Genomic DNA, 24,728 nt, shown 5'->3' with positions numbered 1-24,728 from the left:
AGAGAGACACATGGCCGCTGGCTACATCCTCGCGTACGTGGACGTGACAGACCCCGTGCAGTACGAGCAATACAAGACGCTGTCGACCAAGGCCATGCAAGCGCACGGCGCCGAGCCGCTGGTGCGCGGCGGCAAGACCGAGCCACTGGAAGGCGAGTGGAACCCTACCCGCATCGTTGTGCTCAAGTTCCCGAGCTACGATGCCGCCAAGACGTTCTACAACAGCGAGGAATATCGCGCTGCGCGCAATGCGCGCGCCAACGCTGCCAACATGAACATGATCGTGGTCGAAGGCATTTAACCTGCCTGTCGATCTCGTAGCGTTACCTGCTTTAAGACACCAAGAGGGATTTTCATGAGTGCCATCGTAGATATCATCGGTCGCGAAGTGCTGGACTCGCGCGGCAACCCCACCGTCGAATGCGACGTGCTGTTGGAATCGGGCGTGATGGGCCGTGCCGCGGTGCCGTCGGGCGCATCCACCGGCTCGCGCGAAGCCATCGAACTGCGTGACGGCGACAAGTCGCGCTACCTGGGCAAGGGCGTGCTCAAGGCCGTCGAGCACATCAACACCGAAATCTCCGAGGCCATCATGGGCCTGGACGCGTCGGAACAGGCTTTCCTGGACCGTACCCTGATCGATCTGGACGGTACCGAGAACAAGAGCCGCCTGGGCGCGAACGCCATGCTGGCGGTGTCGATGGCGGTTGCCAAGGCTGCCGCTGAAGAAGCCGGCCTGCCGCTGTACCGCTACTTCGGCGGTTCGGGCGCGATGCAGATGCCGGTGCCGATGATGAACATCGTCAACGGCGGTGCACACGCCAACAACAGCCTGGACATCCAGGAATTCATGGTGATGCCGGTTGGCCAGTCGAGCTTCCGTGAAGCCCTGCGCTGCGGTGCAGAGATCTTTCACGCGCTGAAGAAGATCCTGGCTGACAAGGGTATGAGCACGGCCGTAGGCGATGAAGGTGGCTTCGCACCGAACTTCGCCAGCAACGAAGAATGCCTGAACACCATCCTGTCGGCCATCGAGCAGGCTGGCTACAAGGCAGGCGAAGACGTGCTGCTGGCGCTCGACTGCGCAGCTTCCGAGTTCTACAAGGACGGCAAGTACCACCTCGAAGGCGAAGGCCTCCAACTGTCGTCGGAAGACTTTGCCAACTACCTGGCGAACCTGGCTGACAAGTTCCCCATCGTGTCGATTGAAGACGGCATGCACGAGAGCGACTGGGCGGGCTGGAAGGCACTGACCGATAAGCTCGGCAAGAAGGTGCAACTGGTGGGCGACGACTTGTTCGTCACCAACACGAAGATCCTGAAGGAAGGCATCGAGAAGGGCATCGCCAACTCGATCCTCATCAAGATCAATCAGATCGGTACGCTGACCGAGACGTTCGCGGCCATCGAGATGGCCAAGCGCGCTGGCTACACCGCCGTCATCTCGCACCGTTCGGGCGAAACCGAAGACAGCACGATCGCCGACATCGCCGTTGGCACGAACGCTGGCCAGATCAAGACCGGCTCGCTGTCGCGCTCGGACCGCATGGCCAAGTACAACCAACTGCTGCGCATCGAAGAAGACCTCGGTGATATCGCCAGCTACCCGGGCAAGTCGGCGTTCTATAACCTGCGATAATTCCTCGCAGTTTTGCCCTGCATGACTGTGCGACCGCCGCTCTGGCGGTCGCATGGCATTTGGGGCCCGAGTCCTGCCAACGCTTGTCTCTATGCGCCTGATTACGCTGTTCCTGCTGCTGTTACTGCTTGCCATCCAGTACCCACTCTGGCTGGGCAAGGGTGGTTGGTTGCGCGTGTGGGACATGCAAAAGCAGGTGACGGCACAGAATCAGCGCAACGCTGAACTGAAGCAGCGCAACACCAAGCTCGAAGGTGAAGTGAAGGATCTGAAGGAAGGCACGGGCGCCATTGAAGAGCGCGCGCGCTATGAGCTCGGGATGGTGAAGGACGACGAAGGCTTCGTGCAATTTGTCGCCCCGGCCCCGAAAACCAGCGAGACTCCGCTACCGCCGCCCCCTCCGGCGGGTCAGCAGGCGCATCACTGAGCCCGCCATGCGAACGCGTCCAGCAGACGCGCTCGCCTTGACGACAATTTCCGGGTTTTACCAGTAGTACGGATAGCCCCACACGGGTGCACCGTAGCTGACGCCCCAGCCGCCCCGGTGGCGCCATCCGCTGCCGTAATACACCGAATAGCCTCCGTAGTACGGGTACGGTGCGTAATACGGGGCCGCAGCATAGGCATGCGCCTCGGCATCGCGTCTGATGGCTTGATCCGATTCGCGCAGTGCCTTGGCATTCAGCGCATCCAGCTTTTTGCGGTCTTCCGCCGACAACGGCGCCGGTGCCGCAGCCTGCGTATTGTCCGGTAGCCGGGCGGTGTAGGGCGTGCCTCCCGGTCCACGCGGCACGGCAACACAGGCTGACGCCAGCAGCGCGGCCCCGATCGGCAACGCCAGCGCGCCAGCACGAGAGAAATTCAACGATCGCAAGGACGAAGAAGTGAGCTTGGACATGGTGCGCTCCGCAGCAAGCGGCAGATGAGGGGGCTGGCGATTTAGAGCGTGGGCGGCACTGATAAGTGCCGCGCGCTACGCGCACTTCATACTATGTCGCCGTGTTCAGTGGCGCTGGTCGGATGCGCCCTGAATACCCTGCGCGACAGTGTCTTGTGCGAAGAGCTGTGCACAATCCACGGCGTCGAAGCTGTAGTGCTGGCCGCAGAATTCGCAGTCGATTTCCACCTTGCCGCGTTCTTCCAGAATGCTGTCGACCTCTGGATGGCCAAGCGAACGCAGCATGGATCCCACGCGCAGACGCGAGCACGAGCAGCGGAAACGCGGGCTCTGCGGCTCGAACATGCGGATGCCGGCGGCTTCCATTTCTTCCCAGTACAGGCGCTTGATGAGCGTGTCGATGGGCTGCCCGAGCAGTTCGTCGCGGCGCAGCGTCTTGCCGAGCTGGCAAACGCGTTCCCACGTGTCGAGGTCTTGCTCCTGCACGTCCTTGTGCAGAGGCTGGCCGGTCTCGCCCACCTGTGCGAACACATGGCCCGTGCGGCCTTCCATCGCACCGCCATACGAAGGCAAGCGTTGCAGCAGCATGCCCGACGCGACCTTGCCGTCGGCAGCCAGCCATAGACGCGTGTCGAGCTGCTCGGAGCTTTGCATGTAGTGCTCAAGCACTTCGGTGATGCTGGCGAGCGGCCCGTTCTCGTCCGACAGCGGCACGATGCCCTGATATGGCTGCTGGCCGGGCAGCTTGTCTTGCGGATCGAGCGTGATGGCGAAGCGCCCGTTGCCGTGCACGTTGACCATGGTGGCCAGCGTGGCGTCGTCGGCAATCTCGGCACCTTCGGCAATCTTGGCAGTGGCCCGCATCGACAGGTCGGAGTTGCACTCCACGACCAGCATGCGCACCGGGCCGTCGCCGTGCAGTTGCATCACCAGTGCGCCGTTGAACTTGAGGTTGGCCGACAGCAGCGCAGCAGCGGCCATCATCTCGCCCAGCAGCGTGCTGACCGGGGCGGGGTAGCGGCGGCGGTTCAGCACTTCTTGCCACGTGCCTTCCAGGCGCACCAGTTCACCGCGCACGGGCGCAGCGTCAAATACAAATTTCTTCAGCTCGTCAGTCATCCATCAATCCGTTTCAGTTGCTGCTTGTACATCGCCTGACGCACTGCATACGTTTCGGTGTTCAGGTGCATCTTGGCAATGTCGTCTTCCGTCAGTTTGCGCACGGCCTTCGCAGGCGCGCCCAGAATGAGCGTGCCGTCTTCGAAGACCTTGCCTTCGGTGACGATCGCACCCGCGCCCACCAGGCAGTTCTTGCCGATCACCGCGCGATTGAGCACCACCGCCTGGATGCCGATCAGAGAGCCTTCGCCGATCGTGCAGCCATGGAGCATGGCCTGGTGGCCGATCGTTACGCGGTCGCCGATGTTCAGCGGGCAACCCGGGTCGGTGTGCAGCACCGAGCCTTCCTGCACGTTGCTGGCCTCGCCCACTGTAATCGGCTCGTTGTCGCCGCGGATGACGGCACCGGGCCACACGCTCGCGCGAGCCTTCAGCTCCACGCGGCCGATGACGGTCGCTTCCGGGGCCACATAGGCGTTGGCGTCAATGGTCGGTGCAACATCGCCGAGTTGGTAGAGGGCCATGCGATCGGTCTCCAGAGTCTGCTTAGGTGGGGGAAAAGAGCGCGTCTTCAAGCTTGCCGGGCAAGGCAGGCCGATGCGTCGAATTAAAATGGCGGAAAGTCCAAATTGTACGCTGATGACCGCTTCGCAACCTCGCCACCAAACGCCCGCTCACACACTGCGCCATGCTGCCCTGGCCGCGCTGTGTCTCACCGATCCGGCCAGCAAGGTGGACGCCACGCTGCGTCTGGGCGAGCGCGCCAAGAACGCCGACGACGCGAGCTGGGGCATTGACGAGGCCATTGCGGCACCAGCAAACGGTGTCCCCGGCCGCCCCGCCGTACCGGTGCTCGTGCCGCCGTCCGAGGTTCCGCGCCGTCGTGCGATCGATACGCCACGCGGTCGCGGCGCGCTGCTGCACGCGCTCGCGCACATCGAATTCAATGCCATCAATCTTGCACTCGACGCGGTGTGGCGTTTTGCCGGGATGCCCACGGCGTTCTACCAGGACTGGACGCGCGTGGCGGCGGAAGAAGCGACGCACTTTTCGCTGCTTTCTGCCCATCTGGCCACGCTCGATTGCCGCTACGGCGATCACCCGGCCCATGACGGCCTTTGGCAGATGACGGAGAAAACCGCCGCCGATCCGCTCGCGCGCATGGCGCTGGTGCCGCGCACGCTGGAGGCGCGCGGGCTCGATGCCTCTCCGCCAATCCGCGCCAAGTTGGCGCAGGCGGGCGACATGGCCGCCGCAGGTATCCTCGACATCATCCTGCGCGACGAGATTGGCCACGTGGCGGTCGGCAACCGCTGGTACCGCTGGCTATGCGAGCGCGCGGGGCTCGATCCCGTGCCGACGTATCGCAAGCTGGCCGAGCAATACGGTGCGCCGCGTTTGCGCGGGCCATTCAATCTCGAGGCGCGCCGCCAAGCTGGTTTCGACGACGACGAAATCGCCGCGCTGGAAGCCTCGTTCTAAGCGCCACGGCGCAGCTCATCCGCCGCTATAATCCCGAGAAAAAGAACGATCGTTCGATTTATATTCGGTGACGGAAACCATGAACTCCACCACACAGCCTGCCGTGCGCCTGGCATTCCGCTCGACGTACCTGCCCGTGCGCGGCCTGCGCTACCACATCCGCGAATGGGGCGAGCCGGGTGCGCCAATCCTCTTCCTGTTTCACGGGTGGATGGATGTGTCGGCATCGTTCCAGTTTCTGGTCGACGCGCTGCGCCAGCGCTGGCATATCGTGGCGCCGGATTGGCGCGGCTACGGCCAGACCGCCCGGCCCACGGACGCCCCCGGCGTCGAGAGCTACTGGTTTGCCGATTACGTGGCCGACCTCGAAGCCATCATCGACCACTACCAGCCGGAAGGGCAGGTGACGCTGGTCGGGCACAGCCTGGGCGCCAACGTGGTTTGCCTGTACGCGGGTATCCGGCCCGAGCGCGTGCGGCGCGTGGTGGATCTGGAAGGCTTCGGCATGTCGGCGTCGAAGGCATCGCAGGCGCCGCGCCGCTATGCGCGATGGCTCGATGAACTGAAGGACAAGCCGCGCCTGAACACCTACGCGACCGTCGAGGACGTCGCCGCGCGCCTGCAGAAGACCAACCCACGCCTGCCGGCCGACAAGGCCGCATTCCTGGCGCAACACTGGTCGAGCCAGAATGCTGACGGCCGCTGGGAGATCCTCGGCGACCCGGCGCACAAGATCATCAATCCGCAGCTTTACCGGCTGGATGAGGTGATGGAAATCTGGCGCCGTGTTACCGCCCCGGTGCTGCACGTCGAGGCAGTCGATTCGCCCACACTAAAAGCCATTGCTGGCGACGTGCCGCTGGCCGAGTTCAAGACGCGCTTTACGGCGTTTCCTGATTTCCGTGAGGTGCTGATTGCGGATGCAGGGCACATGCTGCATCACGATCAGCCTGAACAGGTGGCCGCGCTGATCGAAGAGTTCTGTTTGCAGCGCTAAGCGGCAGGTCAATCAAGAAACCGCTGCGCCGCGCCGGGCGGCGGCAGGATGCAGGTGTCTGACCGCCCAAACCATCGATAGCGATTGCGTGCAACGCGGCGATACAACGCGTCGCGCAGCGTTGCGGGGATCAACCAGCCGATCCAGGCCAAGCGCCACGGCCAGCCAAGCGCATGCAGGATGCGCAGGACGGCCGCGCTTTCACGCCACGCACGGCCGTCTCGCACGAAGAGCACGGTATCCACGTCATCCGGATTCACGCCGGCCTGCGCGAGCAGCTGCTGCCCAGTTTGACCCTGCATGGACGCGAAGCGCAGCAACCCTTGCCGGTCATGCCGCAGCAGAAACTGGATGGAGCCGCTGCACAGCAGGCAGTGCGCATCGTAGACGACGATCATTCGCGCTCCATCGTAGACAGGTCGAGATAACCTCGATACGCCGCTACCACGCCGAGCAACGGCACACTGGCACGCACGTTGAACCGGAAGCGGTCACCGTCACCGGATTCCTCGGCCAACACGGCGGGCCGCAGCCAGGCAGGGCAAGGGATGCCGAGGAAGCGCAAGCCTTCCAGACGCATGCGCAATACGGCGTGATTCGCCTCCAGCGAAAAGAACAGGCGCACTGCGCCGAGCCGCTCTGTGAGGTACCCCCGGTGCAGCGACAAGGTCGAGCGCATCGTGTGGCGGGGAAACTGGCGCGTCCAGATTTCTTCTGTGCCGGCGGTGTTGAGCGTGATTCGGAGCGGGCCACGCGTCGGTGTCCGCGGCGTGCGAATGCACCATGCAAGCACGCGTGCGAGGTGCGAGGCTGGCGGTTCCGTTTCGACTTCGCCGTGCAGCGTCACCGCGCCGGTCAGGCGGTGGAAGGTTTGCACGGCCGGCGCCAGTTCCGCATATCTCGCACCAAGCACGGTTTCGTAGAGCGACGGTGCGCGCATGCGAGACTTATTCCGCCGCCACATGCAGCTTCGTCTGCAGCCCGGCGTCGTTGCTCGAATGCGTATGCACGAGCGTCTTGTCTGGGTTCGCATAGCGGTAAGCGCGGCGCAGCGCCATCGCCACTTCATGGAAGCCCGACAGAATCAGCTTCTGCTTGTTCGGATACAGCGCGATATCGCCCGCCGCGAACACGCCCGGGCGCGAGGTCTCGTACGCCGTTGTTTCCACCGTGATGCGGCCGGCGCGCATCTCCACGCCCCAGTTGACAATCGGGCCCGGCTCGGAAACCAGACCATACAGGGCGATCAGTTCATCGCAGGGCAGAACGGTTTCGCCGTCGCGCCCGCGGATGGCTGCGCCGATGAGCGTGCCGTCGGGCGTGCTGTCCAGGCGCGAAAGCATGCCGAGCACGAAATCCATTTCGCCGGCGACGACGGCGGCGCGCATTTCAGCAACGCTGGCATCGGCTGCGCGGAAGCCCTCTCGCCGATGGACCAGTGTCACGCGTGCGGCGACTTTGCGCAGCGCGAGCGCCCAGTCGAGCGCGGAATCCCCGCCGCCGGCGATCACGACGCGCTTGCCCGCAAAGCGCGCGGTGTCGCGCACGGCATAGTGCAGATGGCGGCCTTCCAGTGCGCCCGCTTCAGGCAAAGCCACACGTTGTGGGGTGAACGCGCCGTTGCCTGCCGTGATGAGTACGGCGGCGCAGTCGAACACGTCGCCGGCGCTGGTGGTGACCCGAAAGCGCCGGCCGTGCTCGTTTTCCAGCGTTTCCACGGTTTCGGCCCGGCGACCACACAGGATGGGGTAGTTGAACGGCGCGCACTGGGCCATCAGCCGATCGACGAGTTCCTGTGCGGTGCACGACACCAGCGCCGGGATGTCGTAGATGGGTTTTTCCGGGTACAGCTCTGTGCATTGACCACCCGGGCGGTCCAATGCATCCACCAGCACACACGACATGCCAAGCACGCCCGCCTGGAACGCCGCGAACAGGCCTACCGGCCCAGCGCCCACGACAAGCACGTCGGTGCGTTGCTCCACGGGCTGGGGGGAATCGGCGTTGAGAGTGGCGGCGGAAGTCATGACAAAGCGAAGGAAACGAAACAATGCGGCCACTATAGCCTGCAGCAAGCGGCCCGCCGCGAACACCGCCACGGGCAGTCGGGTCTTCCGGATGCCGATCCATGGGGGGCAGGGCCCCCCGGTTGCGCGCCGCAGCAGTAAAATGGCGAAATGCCAAATCTCTCCGCCGCCTCCGCCCGAAATGCCGATCTGCACTGCCACTCCACGGTGTCGGACGGCATGCTCGCGCCGCACGAAGTTGCCGCGCGCGCTGCCGCCCACGGTGTGACGCTCTGGGCGTTGACCGACCACGACGAAGTGGGTGGACAGGCCGCCGCGCGCGAAGCCGCAACGGCCCTGGGCATGGATTACCTCTCGGGTGTGGAGATTTCCGTGACGTGGGCGGGGCGCACGCTGCACATCGTCGGCCTGGGCATCGATCCGGATAACGCCGATCTGGCGCAGGGCCTGGAACGCACGCGCTCCGGCCGCTGCGCGCGCGCTGAAGACATCAGCGCCGCGCTTGCCAAGCTCGGCATCGAAGGCGCCTACGAAGGTGCTTTGCGCTACGCCGGCAACCCGGACATGGTCTCGCGCACCCATTTCGCACGCTTCCTCGTCGAGCACGGTCACTGCCGGGACATCCACGAGGTGTTCGACCGCTATCTGGGCGACGGCAAGCCGGGCTACGTGCCGCATCGCTGGGCGCGCCTGGCCGATGCGATCAACTGGATCAAGGGCGCGGGCGGCGTCGCAGTGATGGCGCATCCGGGGCGCTACACGTTGTCGCTGGTCGAGCACGGTGCGCTGTTTGATGAATTCAAGGCGCTGGGCGGCGAGGGGGTCGAAGTCGTCACCGGCAGCCATACCCCCGACCAGTACGCGCTGTACGCCGACGTAGCCCGCCGTTACGGCCTGCTGGCATCGCGCGGTTCAGACTTTCATGGCCCCGGCGAGGGCCGCGTCGAACTCGGCACACTGCCGCCGCTGCCCGACAACCTGACGCCGGTGTGGAGCCGGTGGACGTCCTGAGCGCGCGGGTGCCATGTCCCAGTTCTTCCAGATCCACCCGACCACGCCGCAAGGGCGCCTGATTCGCCAGGCGGCGGAGATCATCCGCGCCGGCGGCCTGGTCGCGCTGCCCACCGATTCCTGCTACGCGCTCGCCTGCCATCTGGACGACAAATCGGCCGTCGAGCGCCTGCGCCGCGTGCGCGGCATCGACGAAAAGCACCACCTGACATTGATGTGCCGGGACCTTTCCGAGCTGGCCACGTTCGCGCGTGTCGACAACAAGCAATATCGCGTGCTGAAGGCGGCCACACCGGGGCCGTTCGTCTTCCTGCTGGAGGCGACCAAGGAGGTGCCGCGCCGGCTTTCGCACCCGTCGCGCAAGACGATCGGCCTGCGCGTACCGGAACACGCGATTCCCCTGGCGCTGATGGCGGAACTGGGTGAGCCGCTGCTCTCCGCCACGCTGCAACTGCCCGGCGATGACGAACCCCTCAACGAGGCCGAGACCATTCGGGATCGGCTTGAAAAGCAGCTTGAACTCGTCATCGACGGCGGCCCGGCCCCGGCCGAACCCACCACCGTCATCGACCTGACGAGCGGCGAGCCCGAACTTGTGCGCCAAGGCCGGGGTGATCCGGCTCGCGTGGGCCTGTAGGCGAGCCCTTGGCGCGTGCTTCGGTGGCGCCGTGCCGCGGCGCGCGCTTGCTACAATAGCGCGCTTATGGACCCCACACTGATCCAGAACATCGCGGTTTACGCGATTCCCGTCCTGTTTGCCATCACGCTGCATGAGGCGGCGCACGGTTACGTCGCCAAGCATTTCGGCGACGATACAGCCTATGTCATGGGCCGCGTCAGCATCAATCCGCTGCGGCACATCGATCCCATCGGCACGATTGCGATGCCGCTGTTGCTGTATTTTGCAACCCAGGGTGCCTTTGTTTTCGGCTATGCCAAGCCGGTGCCGGTGCGCTTCGACCGTCTGCGGGACCCGCGCTGGCATGGCATGTGGGTGGCGCTGGCGGGGCCCGTCACCAACTTTGTCCAGGCGATCTTCTGGGGCGTGTTGGCGGTGGTGTTCGCGGTGGGCGGTGTGAACGAACCGTTCCTGATCGGCATGGCGCGCGCTGGCATTCTGGTCAATATGGTGATGGCCGCGTTCAACATGTTTCCGCTGCCGCCGCTCGATGGCGGGCGCGTGCTGGCAGCACTCCTGCCACCTCGGATGGCGCTCGGTCTGTCGCGCATCGAACCGTTCGGCTTCTTTATCGTGATGGCGTTGATTATTTCCAACGTCATCACCAACGTCTGGATGCGCCCGATCATGGCGCTGCTGTTTCAACTGCTGCAGTGGATTCTGAGTCCGCTGCAGATGCTGTTTTCCTGAGTCTTCAACCCCATTTCCCTCATGTTTCCTGACCGCGTTCTCTCTGGCATGCGTCCGACCGGTGCTCTGCACCTGGGGCATTACCACGGCGTCCTGAAAAACTGGGTCCGGCTGCAAGCCGAATACCCGTGCTTCTTCTTCGTCGCCGACTGGCATGCGCTGACCACGCACTACGAGTCGCCCGAGGTGATCGAGGAATCGGTGTGGGAAATGCTGATCGACTGGCTCGCTGCCGGTGTCGATCCGACGCAGTCCACGCTGTTCATCCAGAGCCGTGTGCCCGAGCACGCGGAGCTGTTCCTACTGCTCTCGATGGGCACGCCGCTGGGCTGGCTCGAACGCGTGCCGACATACAAGGACCAAATCGAGAAGCTCAAGGAGAAGGACCTCTCCACCTACGGCTTCCTCGGTTACCCGCTGCTGCAAGCCGCCGACATCCTGATCTACCGCGCCGGCTTCGTGCCGGTGGGCGAAGACCAGGTGCCGCACGTCGAGATGACGCGCGAAGTCGCCCGCCGCTTCAACTACCTCTATGGCCGCGAACCAGGTTTCGAAGAGAAGGCGCTGGAAGCGGCCAAGAAGCTCGGGGGCAAGCGCGCCAAGCTGTATCTGGAACTGCGCACTGCCTACCAGGAGCGTGGTGAAGACGAGGCCCTGGAGCAGGCCCGCGCGCTGCTGGCCGAATCGCAGAGCCTGTCCATGGGCGACCGCGAACGCCTGTTCGGCTATCTGGAAGGCGCCCGCAAGATCATCCTGCCCGAACCGCAGGTGCTGCTGACCGAGGCATCGCGCATGCCGGGTCTTGATGGCCAGAAGATGTCCAAGTCGTACGGCAACACGATCCGCATGCGCGAGGACAAGGAAACCGTCGAGAAAAAGGTTCGCACCATGCCGACCGATCCGGCTCGCGTGCGCCGCACCGATCCGGGCGACCCGGACAAGTGCCCGGTCTGGCAGTTGCATCAGGTCTACTCTGATGCCGACACGAAAGAGTGGGTGCAAAAGGGTTGCCGCAGCGCCGGCATTGGCTGCCTGGAGTGCAAGCAGCCCGTGATCGAGGGCATCCTGCGGGAGCAGCAGCCGATGCTTGAGCGCGCCCAGAAATACATCGACGATCCGTCACTGCTGCGCGCCATCATTGCCGATGGCTGCGACAACGCCCGCAAGGTTACGCAGGAGACCATGCGCGAGGTGCGCGAGGCGATGGGTCTGTCGTACAGCTGATGGGCTGTTGATGTCTGCTGTCGCGTCTGATTCACACACGTTCGCTGCGCCCTCGCCGTGGGTGGTGCGTTGGGCTGCTGGACTGCCGGCTGGCGCCTCCGTGCTGGACGTGGCTTGCGGCAGTGGACGCCACGTGCGCTGGCTGGCCGCACGCGGTCTACGCCTGACTGGCATCGACCGCGATGCGGCCGCGCTGTCGGGCCTCGCCGGCATCGCCGAAACCATCGTCGCTGACATCGAAGGCGGCCCCTGGCCGTTGCCTGCCGGCGCCACTTTCGATGCCGTTGTCGTCACGAACTATCTGCACCGACCGCTTTGGCCGCACTTGCTGGCGGCCGTCGCGCTGGGCGGCCGGCTGATCTACGAAACTTTCGCCGACGGAAACGAAACCGTCGGGAAGCCGTCGAACCCGGCATTCCTGCTGGCACCGGGCGAACTGCTCGATGCCGTGCGAGGCCAGATGCGGGTGATCGGCTACGAAGACGGTTTTCTCGCATCGCCCCGAGACGCTTACGTGCAGCGGATTTGCGCGGTTCGCGAGCCCTCAGGGGCGGTTGCGCCGCGCTACGCACTTTGAAGTTGCTGAGGACGGCGGCTTACCCGTCTCTTGGCGGGTCTCAGATGTGGCGAATCCGTTCTGACGATCCGGTACAATCCAATTGTTTACGTTCACGCTTTTGTCTGCTTTCGAAACCATGATCCAGATTTCCGGCAGTCTCGTCGCCATCGTCACGCCCATGCACGAGGACGGCAGCCTTGATTTCCCGTCCCTGCGCAAGCTCATCGACTGGCACATCGCCGAAGGCACCGACGGCATCGTGATCGTCGGAACCAGCGGCGAATCGCCGACCGTGTCGGTGGAAGAGCACCGTGAACTAATCCGCGTGGCGGTCGAGCAGGCCAACAAGCGCATTCCCATCATTGCCGGTACCGGCGGCAACTCCACCACCGAGGCGGTGGAGCTGACGGCCTACGCCAAGCAAGTAGGCGCTGATGCCTCCCTGCAGGTCGTGCCGTACTACAACAAGCCGACGCAGGAAGGCATGTATCTGCACTTCCGCAAGGTGGCCGAGTCGGTGGATCTGCCGGTCATTCTGTACAACGTGCCGGGCCGCACCGTGGCCGATATGACGGTCGAAACCATGCTGCGGCTGGCCGAAGTGCCGGGCATCATCGGCGTGAAGGAAGCCACGGGCAACATCGACCGCGCCGCGCACCTCATCAAGGGCGCACCGGCCTCGTTCAAGATTTACAGCGGGGATGATCCGACGGCCATCGCGCTGATGCTGCTGGGTGGCCACGGCAACATTTCCGTGACGGCCAACGTGGCGCCGCGTGCCATGCACGAACTGTGCGTTGCCGCCATGCGCGGCGACGTGGAGACGGCTCGCCGCATCCACATGCAACTGCTGTCGGTGCACAAGAACCTGTTCGTCGAGTCGAACCCGATTCCCGTCAAGTGGGCTCTCCAGGCCATGGACAAGATGGAAGGTGGCATTCGCCTGCCGTTGACGCCGCTGGCACCCCAGTATCACGAGGTTGTGCGCGCATCCCTGAAGGATGCCGGGCTGCTCTCCTGATTGTTTCAAGGCGCTTCTCAGGCCCTTAAGCCATCGTTCTCATCTGAAGGATCGCAAGTCAATGAAACTGTACCAAACCCGTCGCGGGGCTGTGGCGACGTCCGCTCAACTGTTGCTGGCCGCGCTGTCGGTTGCCCTGATTTCCGGTTGCGATACCGTCAATGAGGTGATGCAGCCGGACCGCATCGATTACAAATCGCAGGCCAAGAAAGGCCCGACGCTTGAGGTCCCGCCCGACCTGACCGGCATCCAGGCTGACCGCCGCTATGCCGCACCGGACACGGGCACGACCACGCTGTCGGCGTATACGTCAACGGCGCCCAAGGTCACGACGCCCGGCTCGGGCACCGAGAATGTGCTGCCTGCCGTGTCCGACATGCGCATCGAGCGTGATGGCAATCAGCGCTGGCTGCTCGTGAAGACCACGCCGGATGCCTTGTGGCCGCAATTGCGCACGTTCTGGCAAGAACTGGGCTTCCTGCTGGTGATCGACTCGCCCGAGACCGGTATCATGGAAACCGACTGGGCTGAAAACCGCGCGAAGATTCCGCAGGACATCATCCGCCGCACCGTCGGCAAGGTATTCGATGGCTTGTACTCGACGTCTGAGCGTGACAAGTTCCGCACCCGCATCGAGAAGGGTCCGAACGGCACGGTCGAAGTCTACATCTCGCACCGCGGCGCGCAGGAACAACTGGTCGGTTCGTCCAAGGACCAGACCGTGTGGACGCCGCGTCCGGCCGATCCGGAACTCGAAGCCGAATTCCTGTCGCGCCTGATGCAGCGGCTGGGCGCCAGCAAGGAGGCCGCACAGCAGAAGCTCGCGCAAACGCAGGCAGCGCACCCGGTGCAAGACGGCACGAAGGCTGAACCGGCCCCGCGTACCGGCCCATCGTTGCTGACGCAGTCGAATGGCCAACCGGTCCTGCAGGTGCCGGAGCCCTTTGATCGCGCATGGCGCACCGTGGGCTTGGCGCTGGATCGCGTGAACTTCACCGTGGATGACCGCGACCGCTCGCAAGGGGTCTACTTCGTTCGCTACGCTGATACGCGTGCCGAAGCCAACGCACCGGGCTTCTTCTCGCGCCTGTTCTCGGGCACGAAGATCGAAGACCTCAAGCGGGCCAAGCGTTACCGCGTGGTCGTGAAGGATGCTGGCACGTCTTCGACGGTGCTGGTGCAAAACGACGATGGCTCCGCGCAGACCGGCGACATCGGCAAGCGCATCCTGTCGCTGCTCGACGAGCAACTGCGGTAATCGGCATCATGCAGTACGGCTGCCTGGGTGGGCGATGACACTGAGATTCGCCAGCCTTGGCAGCGGCAGTGAAGGCAATGCGCTGCTCGTGGAATCCGCGAGCGGCGCGACGTGCACGCGCATCCTGCTGGATTGCGGATTCGGTATCCGCGAGACTGTGCGGCGGCTCGAGCGCCTGGGCTGTACGCCCGAATCCCTCAACGCCATCCTCGTCACGCACGAGCATAGCGATCACGTTGGCAGCGCCTATGCGGTTGCCGCCAAATTCGATATCCCCGTCTGGACCAGCCACGGTACGTATCGCGCCACGGAAAACCTGCGCGGCGCCGACCGTGCAGCCGTGCGTTTCTGCCGCGCCGACGATATGTTCTGTGTCGGCGATCTGCAGATCCTGCCGTACACCGTGCCGCACGACGCGCGCGAGCCACTGCAGTTCGTTTTCAACGACGGTGCGCGGCGCCTGGGTGTGCTGACCGATGCCGGCATGTTGACGGAATACCTGTGCGCCCATCTGGCAGGCATGCATGCCCTCGTGCTCGAATGCAATCATGACCGCGAGATGCTGGCCAATTCAGCCTATCCGTGGTCATTGAAACGGCGTATCGGTGGAGATTTCGGCCATTTGGCCAATGACATTGCAGCCGCGATCCTTACGCGCGTTCGCCACGACGCGTTGCATACGGTCGTTGCTGCGCATCTGTCCAAACAGAACAACACGCCGCTATTGGCTGCTGAGGCGATTGCCGTGCCCCTGGGGGCTCGCACTGAAGACGTGCCGATTGCGGATCAGGAAGAGGGCCTGCTTTGGTGCACCGTTTGAGGGCGGCTGGTCCGATCGACGCGGCTTGTAAGATTCAGAAACAACTTTGAATGGCGGATGGGTCGCGTAGTTGCTGCTCGGAGTTCCAACGCTAGATGGGCGCCCATAAAAAAAGCCGACCTGAAGGTCGGCTTTTTTGTCTCGCGAGAAACGCGATTATTGCTTGGCAGCCGGGGCCGAAGCAGCAGCATCCGAAGCAGCCGGAGCAGCAGCGGCGTCCGAAGCAGCCGGGGCAGCCGGAGCAGCAGCGGCGTCCGAAGCAGCCGGGGCAGCCGGAGCAGCAGCGGCGGGAGCCGAAGCTTCCGGAGCGGCGGCCGGAGCAGCGGCTTCTTCCTTCTTACCGCAAGCAGCCAGAGCCACAGCAGCCATCAGCGAGGCGATCAGGAGAGACTTTTTCATTTTTTCGATCCTTAAACTGAATTATGGAAAGCGGACAACAGAAAGCGCGATGAATAATTACCGGTAATTATCGCTCAGGTACTACACCTTCTTCTATGCTGGCAGCCAAGCCGCACGAGGACTGCTCGGCTTGCAAGCTAGCGTCGGATTATAGCGGCCTTTACCTACTGTGTGTAGCTGAGTCGGGGCTGACGCACGTGCGATTCAGACGCTTTTGTAACGATCTGTTTCAATGCGGAATCATCGTTGCGCGGGTCCAGCCAGCCTGAGCCAGCCTTCTTCGTACCAAGCGTGCAGCGTATCCATCAGATCTGGCAAGCCGGCCGCCGCATCCACGGATGCAGCGCTCGCACGACGTGCGTCCGCCAACGCGGAGAGCCACGCAAGCAGCGTTCCCGATGGTTCAAACGTATCGCCGTTGATCCAGAAGCGTTGCGCGTCATACAGCGCCTGCGTGCGCGCGTCCAGCACGATGCCTTCCTTGCGCGCCCGAGCCGTGAAGCGGGCAAGCGGCAAGCGGGGCTGCGTGACGAAGTCGACGTGATCCTTGGGTTCGGAAAGGTACGCGCCGAGGAATTCACCGACGAGTTCAGGCGTCCAGCGCAACGCGTTGAGCTTCTGGACAAGGGCCTTGACCATGGCGGCCGGCAGTTCGCCGGGGTGGGTGGTGGGCTTCTGTTCGGGATCGGCGTAGCGGCCGTCGAAGTTGGGGTCGTCTTCCAGCGTTTGCGACAGGAAGCCCAGGAAGTGGCCGGCCAGTTCGCGGTACGACGGTGAGCGGAAGCCGATCGAATACGTCATGCAGTCGCCCTCGGCCACGCCGTCATGTGCGTAGTGCGGCGGCAGATACAGCATGTCGCCGGGCTCTAGTACGAATTCCTCTTCGGGCTGGAAGTTGGCGAGGATCTTGAGCGGCAGATCGGGGACGAGCGTGAGATCGTCCTGGGCTGAGATGCGCCAGCGGCGCCTGCCGTGGGCCTGCAGCAGGAACACATCGTACGAATCGAAGTGCGGGCCGACGCCGCCGCCGTCGGTTGCGAAGCTGATCATCACGTCATCGAGCCGCGCGTCGGGAATGAACCGGAAACGCTGCATCAACGCTTCGACCGCTGGCTCGACGAGGTTCGCGCCCTGCACAAGCACCGACCAGTTGCGTGTCTTGCGCGAGGGCAGCGGGCGTTCGTCGAAGGGGCCGTGATTGAACGACCAGCGCCCGCGCGATTGCGCGATCAAGCGGGACTCGACATCGGGGCGCGCAGCCAGGGCAAGTACACGTTCAGGCGAGAGCGGAAAGTGCAGCGCACGCATCTCTTCGGGGGAGAGTGCCTGCCGGATCAGCAGAGGCTTCTTCTGCCAGTGCGTGCGCATGAAATCGCGCGGTGACAGCCCGCCGAGGAGTTGCGCCGGATGCCCCGCTGGAAGAGCAGGTTGGACGCCGCCATCGGCAGCGTATAATGGGACTTCGTTCATGGAGTGCGCAATTGAAAATCGCGAAGAATACGGTAGTGTCGGTGGCTTACAAACTGTCCGACGCGCAGGGCAACGTCATCGAGGAATCCGATGAGCCGATGGTGTATTTGCACGGCGGCTATGATGGCACGTTCCCCAAGATCGAGGAAGCGCTGGACGGCCAGGAACAAGGCTTCGAGACCAAGCTGCAGCTCGAACCGGACGACGCTTTCGGTGACTACGATCAGGAGCTGATCAAGATCGAGCCGCGTGATCGCTTTCCGGAACCGCTCGAAGTTGGTATGCAGTTCGAGGGCGTGCCCGAAGATGGCGACGAGGAAGATGCCATCGTCTATACAGTCACCGACGTGGCGGAAGACAAGGTTGTGCTGGACGGCAATCACCCGCTCGCCGGCATGGCGCTGCGCTTCGACCTGAAGGTGACCGAAGTGCGGGAAGCCACGGCTGAAGAGATCGAGCACGGCCACGTGCACGGTGAAAATGGCCTTGAAGTGGTGGACGAGGACGAGGACGATAAGCCGCACACGCTGCACTGATCGGCAAGTCCATCAAGGTACGAGAACGGGAGCTTCGGCTCCCGTTTTCTTTATTGCGCCGGCGCTGGCGTGATTTCCGGCGCTGGGATGGGGGTGTTGTCAAGGCGGCGGCTGCGGGTATGGAACAGCGGCGTGCGGCCTGGCGTGACGGACACTTCCAGCCAGCGATCGAGCACCGGCGAACCATAGGTGCGTGCGCGCATGACATGCGCGTCCGGGCGGCCGTCTTCGTCCTTGAGCGGGCGGTCGAGCATGAACGTCTGGCTGGCGCCGTGGATGAGCAGGACGGCACCGTCGTAGTCGCGCGTGAGCGCTCGCAACTGACGCTTGAGTGCAAGGTAGCCGTCATGCGAGCGGCGGCGCAGCCAGCCGTCGAACAGATTGGGTGCGCGGCGCCGTTCCCAACCGTCTTCAAAGAGTGGATCGGCCTGCATCATGACGACCACGCCCGCCATCTTGCGTTGGCGCGCGACGGCAAAGGCGCGTGCGAGCCATTGGCGATTGGCTTCAAGGCGGTCTTCGTATTCGCCGTTGCGCCCGCCCGCGGTCTTGTAGTTGTTGTTGTCGCCGGGCACGTTGAGGGTGACGAACAGCACGTCGTTCATCGTCCAGCGCGTGTTTTCGCGGTAGCTGCGGAATTTCGCCTGGTCGGACTGGCGCATGACCGTCATGGTGCGCTGGCCGAGCGTGTTGTCGTCGGGGTAGAACAGCTCGCGCAGGCGCAGCAGGCGCTCCACCGGGTCGAAACTGCCTGCGGCGGGGCGCTGGCAGTCGCTCCAGTCGTGGTCGCCCGGGATGTAGATGACGGGCGCGATCAGGCTGTCGAGCAGCTCATGGCGCGCTTCGAGCAGCGTGTCGGAACACGCTTCATCGCGGCCCTTGAGGTTGCCCAGATGGACGACGAAGGCGGGGTGTTCGGCGTCGATGGCGTCCAGCAGTGCGCGCACGGGGGCGACATCCTCGGCGCGGTCGGGCACGTTGCCGATCACCGTAAAGGTGAAGGCGCCCGGCGCGTCAGGTGCAGAATTCGCGACCTTGGGTGCAGCTGGTACAGCCACCGGCATCAGCATCGCCAACGCCATGGCGATGCATTGAAACGTGCGGGAAACTGCGCCGAGCCGGGTCATCGGAATCAGGCGGCCGGGCTCGCCAATGCCTTGAGGCGGTACAACGCATCGAGCGCTTCCCGCGGCGTCATGTCGTCGGGATCGATCCCGGCAAGCGCATCCGCAAGCGCGCTGTCGGGTGTTTCGGCGTCGGCATCGCCTTCGTCGACGATGGGCATATCGGCGGCGAGTGCAAACAGGTCGAGCTGGGGCGTGGCGCCTGTGTCGGCGGAATGCTGCTCCAGCCAGGCCAGCCGTTTGCGCGCGGCGCGAATGACCGGCTGCGGCACGCCCGCCAGTTGTGCGACCTGCAAGCCGTAGCTCTGGCTGGCCGGACCTTCCTGCACGGCATGCAGGAAGACGATGCCGTCACCATGTTCGACGGCGGAGAGATGCACGTTGGCGGCCTGTGCGAACTCCTGCGGCAGTTGTGTCAGCTCGAAATAGTGCGTGGCGAACAGCGTGTGGCTGCGATTGTGCGACAGCAAGTGACGCGCAATCGCCCAGGCAAGCGCCAGGCCGTCGAACGTGCTCGTTCCGCGGCCGATCTCGTCCATCAGCACCAGGCTGTTGGGTGTGGCGCGGTGCAGGATGGCAGCCGCTTCCGTCATCTCAACCATGAAGGTGGATCGGCCACCCGCCAGATCGTCGGCCGCGCCGATACGCGTGAAGATACGGTCGATTGGGCCGATGACTGCGGCCTCCGCCGGCACAAATGCGCCCACGTAAGCGAGCAGCACGACCAGCGCGGTTTGCCGCATGAAGGTCGATTTACCGCCCATGTTTGGGCCCGTGATCAGCAGCAGCTTGCGCGCCTCCTGCAGCATGCAGTCGTTGGCGACGAACTGTTCGACTTGTTGTTCAACCACCGGATGGCGTGCGCGCGTCAGCTCAATACCGGGTGCGTCCGTCAGCGTGGGGCGCGACCACGACAGCGCATGCGCACGCTCGGCCAGCGTCGCGAGCACATCGGCCTGTGCCAGCGCGGCGGCGATACGTTTGAATTCGGCCAGGTGCGGCAACAGTTTCTGGAGCAGCTCTTCGTAGAGGAGCTTTTCGCGCGACAGGGCACGGTCCTGCGCCGACAACGCCTTGTCTTCGAACGCTTTCAACTCGGGCGTGATGTAACGCTCGGCGTTCTTCAGCGTCTGGCGGCGGCGGTAATCGTCCGGCACCTTGGCGGCCTGGCCGTTGGTGACTTCGATGTAGAAGCCGTGCACGCGGTTGTATTCGACGCGCAGATTGGCGATACCGGTGCGCTCGCGCTCGCGGGCTTCCAGATCGACGAGGAACTGGCCGCAGTTTTCCGAGATGTCGCGCAGCTCGTCGAGGTCGGCATCGTAGCCGCGGGCGATGACGCCGCCGTCTCGCACCATCGCTGCCGGCTCGGCCATCACGGCGCGCTGCAGCAGGGCGTGGGCGTCTTCGGGCAGGGTGAGCGCGGCGTGCAGCTCGATGAGCAGCGGAGCCGCGTCGCTCTGCGGCAGTTCTTCGCGAATCTCGGGCAGGCGCGCGAGCGTGTCGCGCAGCGAAGACAGATCGCGCGGGCGCGCCGACAGCAGCGCCAGTCGCCCGGTAATGCGCTCCACATCCGACAGCGTGCGCAGCGTCGAGCGCAATGTTTGCCAATCGCCGCCGAGCAGCACCTCGATCGCCTGCTGCCGCGCTTGGGGGATGGCACGATCCCGCAGTGGATGATGCAGCCAATGGCGCAGCAGGCGGCTGCCCATGCTCGTGGCGCACGTGTCGAGCAGCGAGAACAGCGTCGGCGATTCCTGCCCACGCAGCGTCTCGGTCAGTTCCAGGTTGCGGCGCGTGGCGGTGTCCAGGCCGATGAATTCGCTTTCGTGCTCGACGGTCAGGCCGATCACGTGACGCAGCGATTGGCCTTGCGTGGCGGCTGCGTAATTGAGCAGCGCGCCGGCAGCCGCCAGTGCGGCCGTCAACGTTTCCGCACCAAAGGCGACGAGGCTCGCGACGCCGAGTTGCTCGCGCAGGCGGCGGGTGCCGGCTTCCACGTCGAAGTGCCAATCGGGCAGGCGCGTGCGGGCAACATCCACCTGGATGGTGTTGAGCGTTGCATCGTCGGCCAGCACTTCGGCGGGGCGGATGCGTTCGAGTTCGCGGTCGAGCTGGTCGGGGCTGCACTCCATCACGCGCAATTCGCCGCCGACGAGGTTGAGCCAGGCCAGACCGATCAGCGGTGCGGCGCCGCGCTTGGCCGGCAGATGCGCGATGGCTAGCAGGTGGTTGTTGATCTTGTCGGAAAGCAGGGCGGCGTCCGTCAGCGTGCCGGGTGTGACGACGCGTACGACCTTGCGCTCGACCGGCCCCTTGGTTGTGGCCGGGTCCCCGATCTGTTCGCAGATGGCCACGGATTCGCCCAGCTTGACCAGCTTGGCGAGGTATTGCTCGGCAGCGTGGAACGGGATGCCCGCCATGCGGATCGGATGCCCGTTGGAGCTGCCGCGTGCGGTGAGCGTGATATCGAGCAGGCGCGAGGCTTTTTCGGCATCTTCAAAGAAGAGCTCGTAGAAGTCGCCCATGCGATAGAAGACAAGCGTGTTCGGATGCCCCGATTTCAGCCGTAAATACTGCTGCATCATCGGGGTGTGCTTGTCGAAAGGGCCGTATTTCGGGTCGATCTCCAGAACCGGAGCGGAGTGTTCAGCCATGAGTACTAAAGCGCAGCGCGCGGCCGGATGTGATCCGATCAGGCCGCGCGCGGAAGGTGTTGAATCGCGCAATTGTTGCATACCAGCGATGCTGCTTCACTGCTTATCGTCGGCGAGCCGGGCTTCGAGAAAATCGAGAAAGCACGCAATCCGCGAAGCCAACTGCGTGTTGCGGTAGTACACCGCGTGAATCGGCTGCAGCACCTCCACCGTGGCGTCCTGCAGCACCTGCACGAGATCGCCCGCGCGGCGGTCTTCAGCGGTCATGAAATCAGCCAGGCAGACGATGCCCGCGCCTTGCAGCGCGAGCTGGCGCAGGGTTTCTCCGCTGGAGGCCTTGAGCGTGGGCTCGATGCGCAGGCGATCGCCGTACGGGCCGCGCAGGGGCCATTGGTTTAGCGATTCCGGCTGCACGAAACCGAGCAGGGCGTGCTTCTGCAGCTCATCCACGTGGCGGGGCCGCCCGTGCGCTTTCAGATAGGCAGGGCTCGCCAGCACGCGCAGCCGCCGCGTGCCAAGCAGGCGCGCACGCAGGGTGGAATCGCGCAGCGTGCCGATGCGGATCGCCACGTCGGTGTCTTCTTCCAGCAAATCGATGATCAGGTCGTTGGTGTTCAGCTCCAGCTCGATCTGCGGATACCGTGCGCGGAAGTCCGGCACCAGCGGCGCCACCACATGCAGCATGAACGGCATGGCAGCGTTGACACGCAGGCGGCCGGCAGGCTGCTGGCGGCGCAGGGCGATCTGCTCCTCGGCCTCGTCGACGGCGGCGAGGATGCTGCGCGCCTGCGCCAGAAACGTCGCGCCCTCGTCGGTGAGCGACAGCCGCCGCGTGGTGCGCGAGAGCAGGGTGGTGTCCAGCTTCTCTTCCAGGCGGCGCAACGCGCGGCTCACGCCCGACACCGTCTGGCCGAGCTGCTCAGCCGCCGCCGTGACGGAGCCCGTATCGACGACGGTGCGGAAGGCGAGCAGTTCTTCGAGCGTGGTTTTCATCGACGATTGTCAATTCCAAATCAAAAGAATTCTGCCTAATGTGGCGTAATTTGCAAAGGTCGCGTGCGGGGCGCCTTGCCCTGGACGGGCGCAAATGCAGTGCGGCGGCGCTTGGCGCGGGACGCCCCCTCAAGGTTGGCGGCCAGCCTGCCGATAGACCATTCGGACCCCTAAAACCATAGTGGGAACGCGTTTGCGCAAATGGCGCCTCGCGGTTCCGCATCCGGAGACTCTGGAATGAGTAAGCTCAGCTTTCGCCAAAAGCTTTGGCTGCCGCTGATCATCAGCCTTGTCGCGCTGACCTTGATCTCGGTATTCAACGCGTATCAGGCGCGCGAAATCCGCGTCGAGGAGCGCAAGAACAACCTCGTCAGCGTGACGACCATGGCCGTGAACCTGGTCAAGCAATATGACGACCTGACCAAGAACGGCACGTTGAGCAAAGACGCCGCGCAGAAAGAGGCGCTCGACCGCTTCAAGGCGCTGCGCTACGACAAGGACGGCTACTTCACCATCACCAGCTCCAACAACGTGGTGGTGATGCACCCGATCAAGCCCGAGTTCATCGGCAAGGACCAATCCGGCTTCAAGGACGCACAGGGCAATGCCGTCTACGTGGGCTTGTCCAACGCGGCCAAAGATCCGAAGGGCGGATTCACCAGCTATGTGTGGCCGAAAGTCGGCGGCTCGGAGCCGGTGCCCAAGACGGCTTTCGCGATGCGCTATGAGCCGTGGGACTGGGTCTTCTCGACCGGCGTCTACATGGACGACATCAATGCCGCGTTCATGACTTCGCTGTACCAGACCGGCGGGCTGCTGGTATTGGTCGGCGGTTTGCTGTTGCTGCTGGGCGGCGTCGCGAACCGCAGCCTGCAGCGCACGCTGGGCGGCGACCCCGCCTACGCGGCTGATGTGGCCAACCGCATTGCCGGCGGTGACCTGACGCTGGAGATTGCCACCCGCGCCGACGACAACAACAGCCTGCTCTACGCCATGAGCCGCATGCGCGGCGCGCTGGTGGACACCATCGGCCGCATCAAGGGCGCGTCGGAGACCATCGGCACCGCCACGCGCGAAATCGCCAGCGGCAACCTGGATCTGTCGTCGCGCACCGAGCAGCAGGCCAGCTCGCTGGAAGAAACGGCTTCGGCCATGGAGCAGCTGATGTCGACCGTGCAGCAGAACGCCGACAACGCCCAGCAGGCCAACCAGTTGGCCGCGTCCGCCTCGGATGTGGCCGTGCGCGGCGGCGACGTGGTGACGCGCGTGGTGGAAACCATGGGCTCAATCAACGCGTCGTCACGCAAGATCGTCGACATCATCGGCGTGATTGATGGCATTGCGTTCCAGACGAACATCCTTGCACTCAATGCGGCAGTCGAAGCCGCGCGTGCGGGGGAACAGGGCCGTGGTTTCGCTGTGGTGGCCGGTGAGGTGCGCAGCCTTGCGCAACGCAGCGCGGCTGCCGCCAAAGAGATCAAGGCGCTGATCGATGATTCCGTCGTCAACGTGGATGCAGGCAGCGCGCTGGTGGAAGAAGCCGGCACGACCATGCGGGAGATCGTCGCGAGCGTGAAGCGCGTGACCGACATCGTTGGCGAGATTTCGTCGGCCAGCCAGGAACAGCGCTCGGGTATTGAAGAAGTGAGCCACGCCGTCACGCAGCTTGACGACGCCACGCAGCAGAACGCTGCGCTGGTGGAGCAGGCCGCTGCTGCTGCGCAATCGCTGGAAGAGCAGGCCGTGAGCCTGACGCAGGTGGTGGCGCAGTTCCGCCTCGATGCGCATGCGCTGCGTGCGCCGGCCATGGTGGCGCGGGTTGAGCCGGCTGTTGCGCCGGTCAAGCCCGTGGCACTCGCAACGCCGATGGCACCGGCATCACCCACGGACGAAGCGCCGCGGCGCGGGGCCGCCAGGCCGAGCACCGAAGCTGCCAAGCCCAAGCTGACGTCGCGCAAGCCGCCTGTGTTGCGAAAGGCTGCTGCCAAGCCGGTCGAGCGAACCGAAAAGAGCCTGGCTGCACCGGCAGCGATACCCGCGAGCCTGGCCAAGGCGAAGCCTCTGGTTGCCGCTGGAGACAACGCTGACTGGGAAACGTTCTGACCCACGATTGACCTTCACCTCG

General features: G+C 64.2%; 26 protein-coding genes. 15 read left to right on the top strand and 11 right to left on the bottom strand.

Annotation, left to right across the window (positions count from 1 at the left end):
* The first annotated feature begins 10 nt into the window (after positions 1–10).
* From CFE42_RS02970 to ftsB, 3 genes are all read left to right on the top strand, one after another.
* A complete protein-coding gene (locus CFE42_RS02970; protein WP_004626130.1) occupies positions 11–301 on the top strand; it encodes a DUF1330 domain-containing protein in 291 nt (96 codons plus the stop codon).
* Positions 302–355: 54 nt separating this feature from the next.
* Positions 356–1,639 (top strand): phosphopyruvate hydratase, encoded by a 1,284-nt coding sequence (gene eno, locus CFE42_RS02965; RefSeq protein ID WP_004626133.1) that lies wholly within the window; start codon positions 356–358, stop codon positions 1,637–1,639.
* Between the two features lie 91 nt (positions 1,640–1,730).
* Positions 1,731–2,066 carry a cell division protein FtsB gene (gene ftsB, locus CFE42_RS02960; protein WP_012435260.1) on the top strand — a complete coding sequence of 112 codons (336 nt, stop codon included), beginning with the start codon at positions 1,731–1,733 and terminating at the stop codon, positions 2,064–2,066.
* Between the two features lie 57 nt (positions 2,067–2,123).
* Here the strand turns inward: ftsB and CFE42_RS02955 are convergent, their stop codons facing one another.
* From CFE42_RS02955 to CFE42_RS02945, 3 genes are all read right to left on the bottom strand, one after another.
* Positions 2,124–2,537 carry a hypothetical protein gene (locus CFE42_RS02955; RefSeq protein WP_004626136.1) on the bottom strand — a complete coding sequence of 138 codons (414 nt, stop codon included), beginning with the start codon at positions 2,535–2,537 and terminating at the stop codon, positions 2,124–2,126.
* A 105-nt stretch (positions 2,538–2,642) separates the two neighbouring features.
* Entirely contained in the window at positions 2,643–3,656 is a 1,014-nt protein-coding gene (locus CFE42_RS02950; RefSeq protein WP_004626139.1) for an Hsp33 family molecular chaperone HslO, read from the bottom strand.
* Positions 3,653–4,180: a gamma carbonic anhydrase family protein gene (locus tag CFE42_RS02945; protein WP_004626140.1), complete on the bottom strand. Its 528-nt coding sequence runs from the start codon at positions 4,178–4,180 to the stop codon at positions 3,653–3,655. Before CFE42_RS02945 ends, CFE42_RS02950 begins: the two co-directional genes overlap by 4 nt.
* A gap of 115 nt (positions 4,181–4,295) precedes the next feature.
* Between CFE42_RS02945 and CFE42_RS02940 the strand changes: the two genes are divergently transcribed.
* Both CFE42_RS02940 and CFE42_RS02935 read left to right on the top strand, forming a co-directional pair.
* Positions 4,296–5,138, top strand: coding sequence for a ferritin-like domain-containing protein (locus tag CFE42_RS02940; RefSeq protein WP_193747911.1), 843 nt, complete (start codon positions 4,296–4,298; stop codon positions 5,136–5,138).
* Between the two features lie 79 nt (positions 5,139–5,217).
* Entirely contained in the window at positions 5,218–6,135 is a 918-nt protein-coding gene (locus CFE42_RS02935) for an alpha/beta hydrolase (RefSeq protein WP_004626145.1), read from the top strand.
* An 8-nt stretch (positions 6,136–6,143) separates the two neighbouring features.
* Here the strand turns inward: CFE42_RS02935 and CFE42_RS02930 are convergent, their stop codons facing one another.
* Genes CFE42_RS02930 through CFE42_RS02920 form a run of 3 tightly spaced genes read right to left on the bottom strand, consistent with a single transcriptional unit; the run spans position 6,144 to position 8,162 of the window.
* Positions 6,144–6,533, bottom strand: coding sequence for a thiol-disulfide oxidoreductase DCC family protein (locus tag CFE42_RS02930; protein WP_004626147.1), 390 nt, complete (start codon positions 6,531–6,533; stop codon positions 6,144–6,146).
* Positions 6,530–7,075, bottom strand: a complete 546-nt coding sequence (locus tag CFE42_RS02925; RefSeq protein ID WP_004626149.1) for a DUF4166 domain-containing protein — start codon at positions 7,073–7,075, stop codon at positions 6,530–6,532. The genes CFE42_RS02930 and CFE42_RS02925 overlap by 4 nt, the downstream gene beginning before the upstream one ends.
* Positions 7,076–7,082: 7 nt before the next feature.
* Positions 7,083–8,162: an NAD(P)/FAD-dependent oxidoreductase gene (locus CFE42_RS02920; protein ID WP_037043495.1), complete on the bottom strand. Its 1,080-nt coding sequence runs from the start codon at positions 8,160–8,162 to the stop codon at positions 7,083–7,085.
* A gap of 150 nt (positions 8,163–8,312) precedes the next feature.
* Between CFE42_RS02920 and CFE42_RS02915 the strand changes: the two genes are divergently transcribed.
* From CFE42_RS02915 to CFE42_RS02880, 8 genes are all read left to right on the top strand, one after another.
* Positions 8,313–9,173 carry a 3',5'-nucleoside bisphosphate phosphatase gene (locus tag CFE42_RS02915; protein WP_037043386.1) on the top strand — a complete coding sequence of 287 codons (861 nt, stop codon included), beginning with the start codon at positions 8,313–8,315 and terminating at the stop codon, positions 9,171–9,173.
* A gap of 13 nt (positions 9,174–9,186) precedes the next feature.
* On the top strand, positions 9,187–9,810 hold the full coding sequence (locus tag CFE42_RS02910; RefSeq protein ID WP_004626152.1) for an L-threonylcarbamoyladenylate synthase: 624 nt from the start codon (positions 9,187–9,189) through the stop codon (positions 9,808–9,810).
* A gap of 66 nt (positions 9,811–9,876) precedes the next feature.
* Positions 9,877–10,542, top strand: coding sequence for a site-2 protease family protein (locus tag CFE42_RS02905; protein WP_004626153.1), 666 nt, complete (start codon positions 9,877–9,879; stop codon positions 10,540–10,542).
* Positions 10,543–10,563: 21 nt separating this feature from the next.
* A complete protein-coding gene (locus tag CFE42_RS02900) occupies positions 10,564–11,766 on the top strand; it encodes a tryptophan--tRNA ligase (RefSeq protein WP_004626154.1) in 1,203 nt (400 codons plus the stop codon).
* 10 nt (positions 11,767–11,776) lie between these two features.
* A complete protein-coding gene (locus tag CFE42_RS02895) occupies positions 11,777–12,343 on the top strand; it encodes a class I SAM-dependent methyltransferase (RefSeq protein WP_037043388.1) in 567 nt (188 codons plus the stop codon).
* A gap of 118 nt (positions 12,344–12,461) precedes the next feature.
* Positions 12,462–13,346 carry a 4-hydroxy-tetrahydrodipicolinate synthase gene (gene dapA, locus CFE42_RS02890; protein ID WP_004626156.1) on the top strand — a complete coding sequence of 295 codons (885 nt, stop codon included), beginning with the start codon at positions 12,462–12,464 and terminating at the stop codon, positions 13,344–13,346.
* 61 nt (positions 13,347–13,407) lie between these two features.
* On the top strand, positions 13,408–14,604 hold the full coding sequence (gene bamC / locus CFE42_RS02885) for an outer membrane protein assembly factor BamC (RefSeq protein WP_004626157.1): 1,197 nt from the start codon (positions 13,408–13,410) through the stop codon (positions 14,602–14,604).
* 34 nt (positions 14,605–14,638) lie between these two features.
* Positions 14,639–15,424 carry an MBL fold metallo-hydrolase gene (locus CFE42_RS02880; protein WP_004626158.1) on the top strand — a complete coding sequence of 262 codons (786 nt, stop codon included), beginning with the start codon at positions 14,639–14,641 and terminating at the stop codon, positions 15,422–15,424.
* 156 nt (positions 15,425–15,580) lie between these two features.
* Here CFE42_RS02880 and CFE42_RS02875 read toward each other — a convergent pair whose 3' ends face one another.
* Both CFE42_RS02875 and CFE42_RS02870 read right to left on the bottom strand, forming a co-directional pair.
* A complete protein-coding gene (locus tag CFE42_RS02875; protein WP_037043393.1) occupies positions 15,581–15,823 on the bottom strand; it encodes a hypothetical protein in 243 nt (80 codons plus the stop codon).
* 240 nt (positions 15,824–16,063) lie between these two features.
* Positions 16,064–17,293 carry a cupin domain-containing protein gene (locus CFE42_RS02870; RefSeq protein ID WP_004626159.1) on the bottom strand — a complete coding sequence of 410 codons (1,230 nt, stop codon included), beginning with the start codon at positions 17,291–17,293 and terminating at the stop codon, positions 16,064–16,066.
* An 11-nt stretch (positions 17,294–17,304) separates the two neighbouring features.
* Between CFE42_RS02870 and CFE42_RS02865 the strand changes: the two genes are divergently transcribed.
* Positions 17,305–17,829 carry a peptidylprolyl isomerase gene (locus CFE42_RS02865; protein WP_004626161.1) on the top strand — a complete coding sequence of 175 codons (525 nt, stop codon included), beginning with the start codon at positions 17,305–17,307 and terminating at the stop codon, positions 17,827–17,829.
* 50 nt (positions 17,830–17,879) lie between these two features.
* Here the strand turns inward: CFE42_RS02865 and CFE42_RS02860 are convergent, their stop codons facing one another.
* From CFE42_RS02860 to CFE42_RS02850, 3 genes are all read right to left on the bottom strand, one after another.
* Positions 17,880–18,956, bottom strand: a complete 1,077-nt coding sequence (locus tag CFE42_RS02860) for a metallophosphoesterase (protein WP_037043396.1) — start codon at positions 18,954–18,956, stop codon at positions 17,880–17,882.
* 5 nt (positions 18,957–18,961) lie between these two features.
* Complete coding sequence (gene mutS, locus CFE42_RS02855) at positions 18,962–21,610, bottom strand: DNA mismatch repair protein MutS (protein ID WP_004626165.1); 2,649 nt, start codon at positions 21,608–21,610, stop codon at positions 18,962–18,964.
* Positions 21,611–21,706: 96 nt separating this feature from the next.
* Complete coding sequence (locus CFE42_RS02850; protein WP_004626167.1) at positions 21,707–22,603, bottom strand: LysR family transcriptional regulator; 897 nt, start codon at positions 22,601–22,603, stop codon at positions 21,707–21,709.
* 237 nt (positions 22,604–22,840) lie between these two features.
* On the opposite strand from CFE42_RS02850, the gene CFE42_RS02845 reads away from it, so the two are divergent.
* On the top strand, positions 22,841–24,706 hold the full coding sequence (locus CFE42_RS02845) for a methyl-accepting chemotaxis protein (RefSeq protein WP_004626170.1): 1,866 nt from the start codon (positions 22,841–22,843) through the stop codon (positions 24,704–24,706).
* The last annotated feature ends 22 nt before the right edge of the window (positions 24,707–24,728 follow it).

It is taken from the genome of Ralstonia sp. PBBBR1 (assembly GCF_002256165.1).
Lineage (GTDB): Bacteria > Pseudomonadota > Gammaproteobacteria > Burkholderiales > Burkholderiaceae > Ralstonia > Ralstonia thomasii.
Note: the sequence above shows the minus strand (reverse complement) of the source record. Positions and strands in the feature narration are given on the sequence as shown.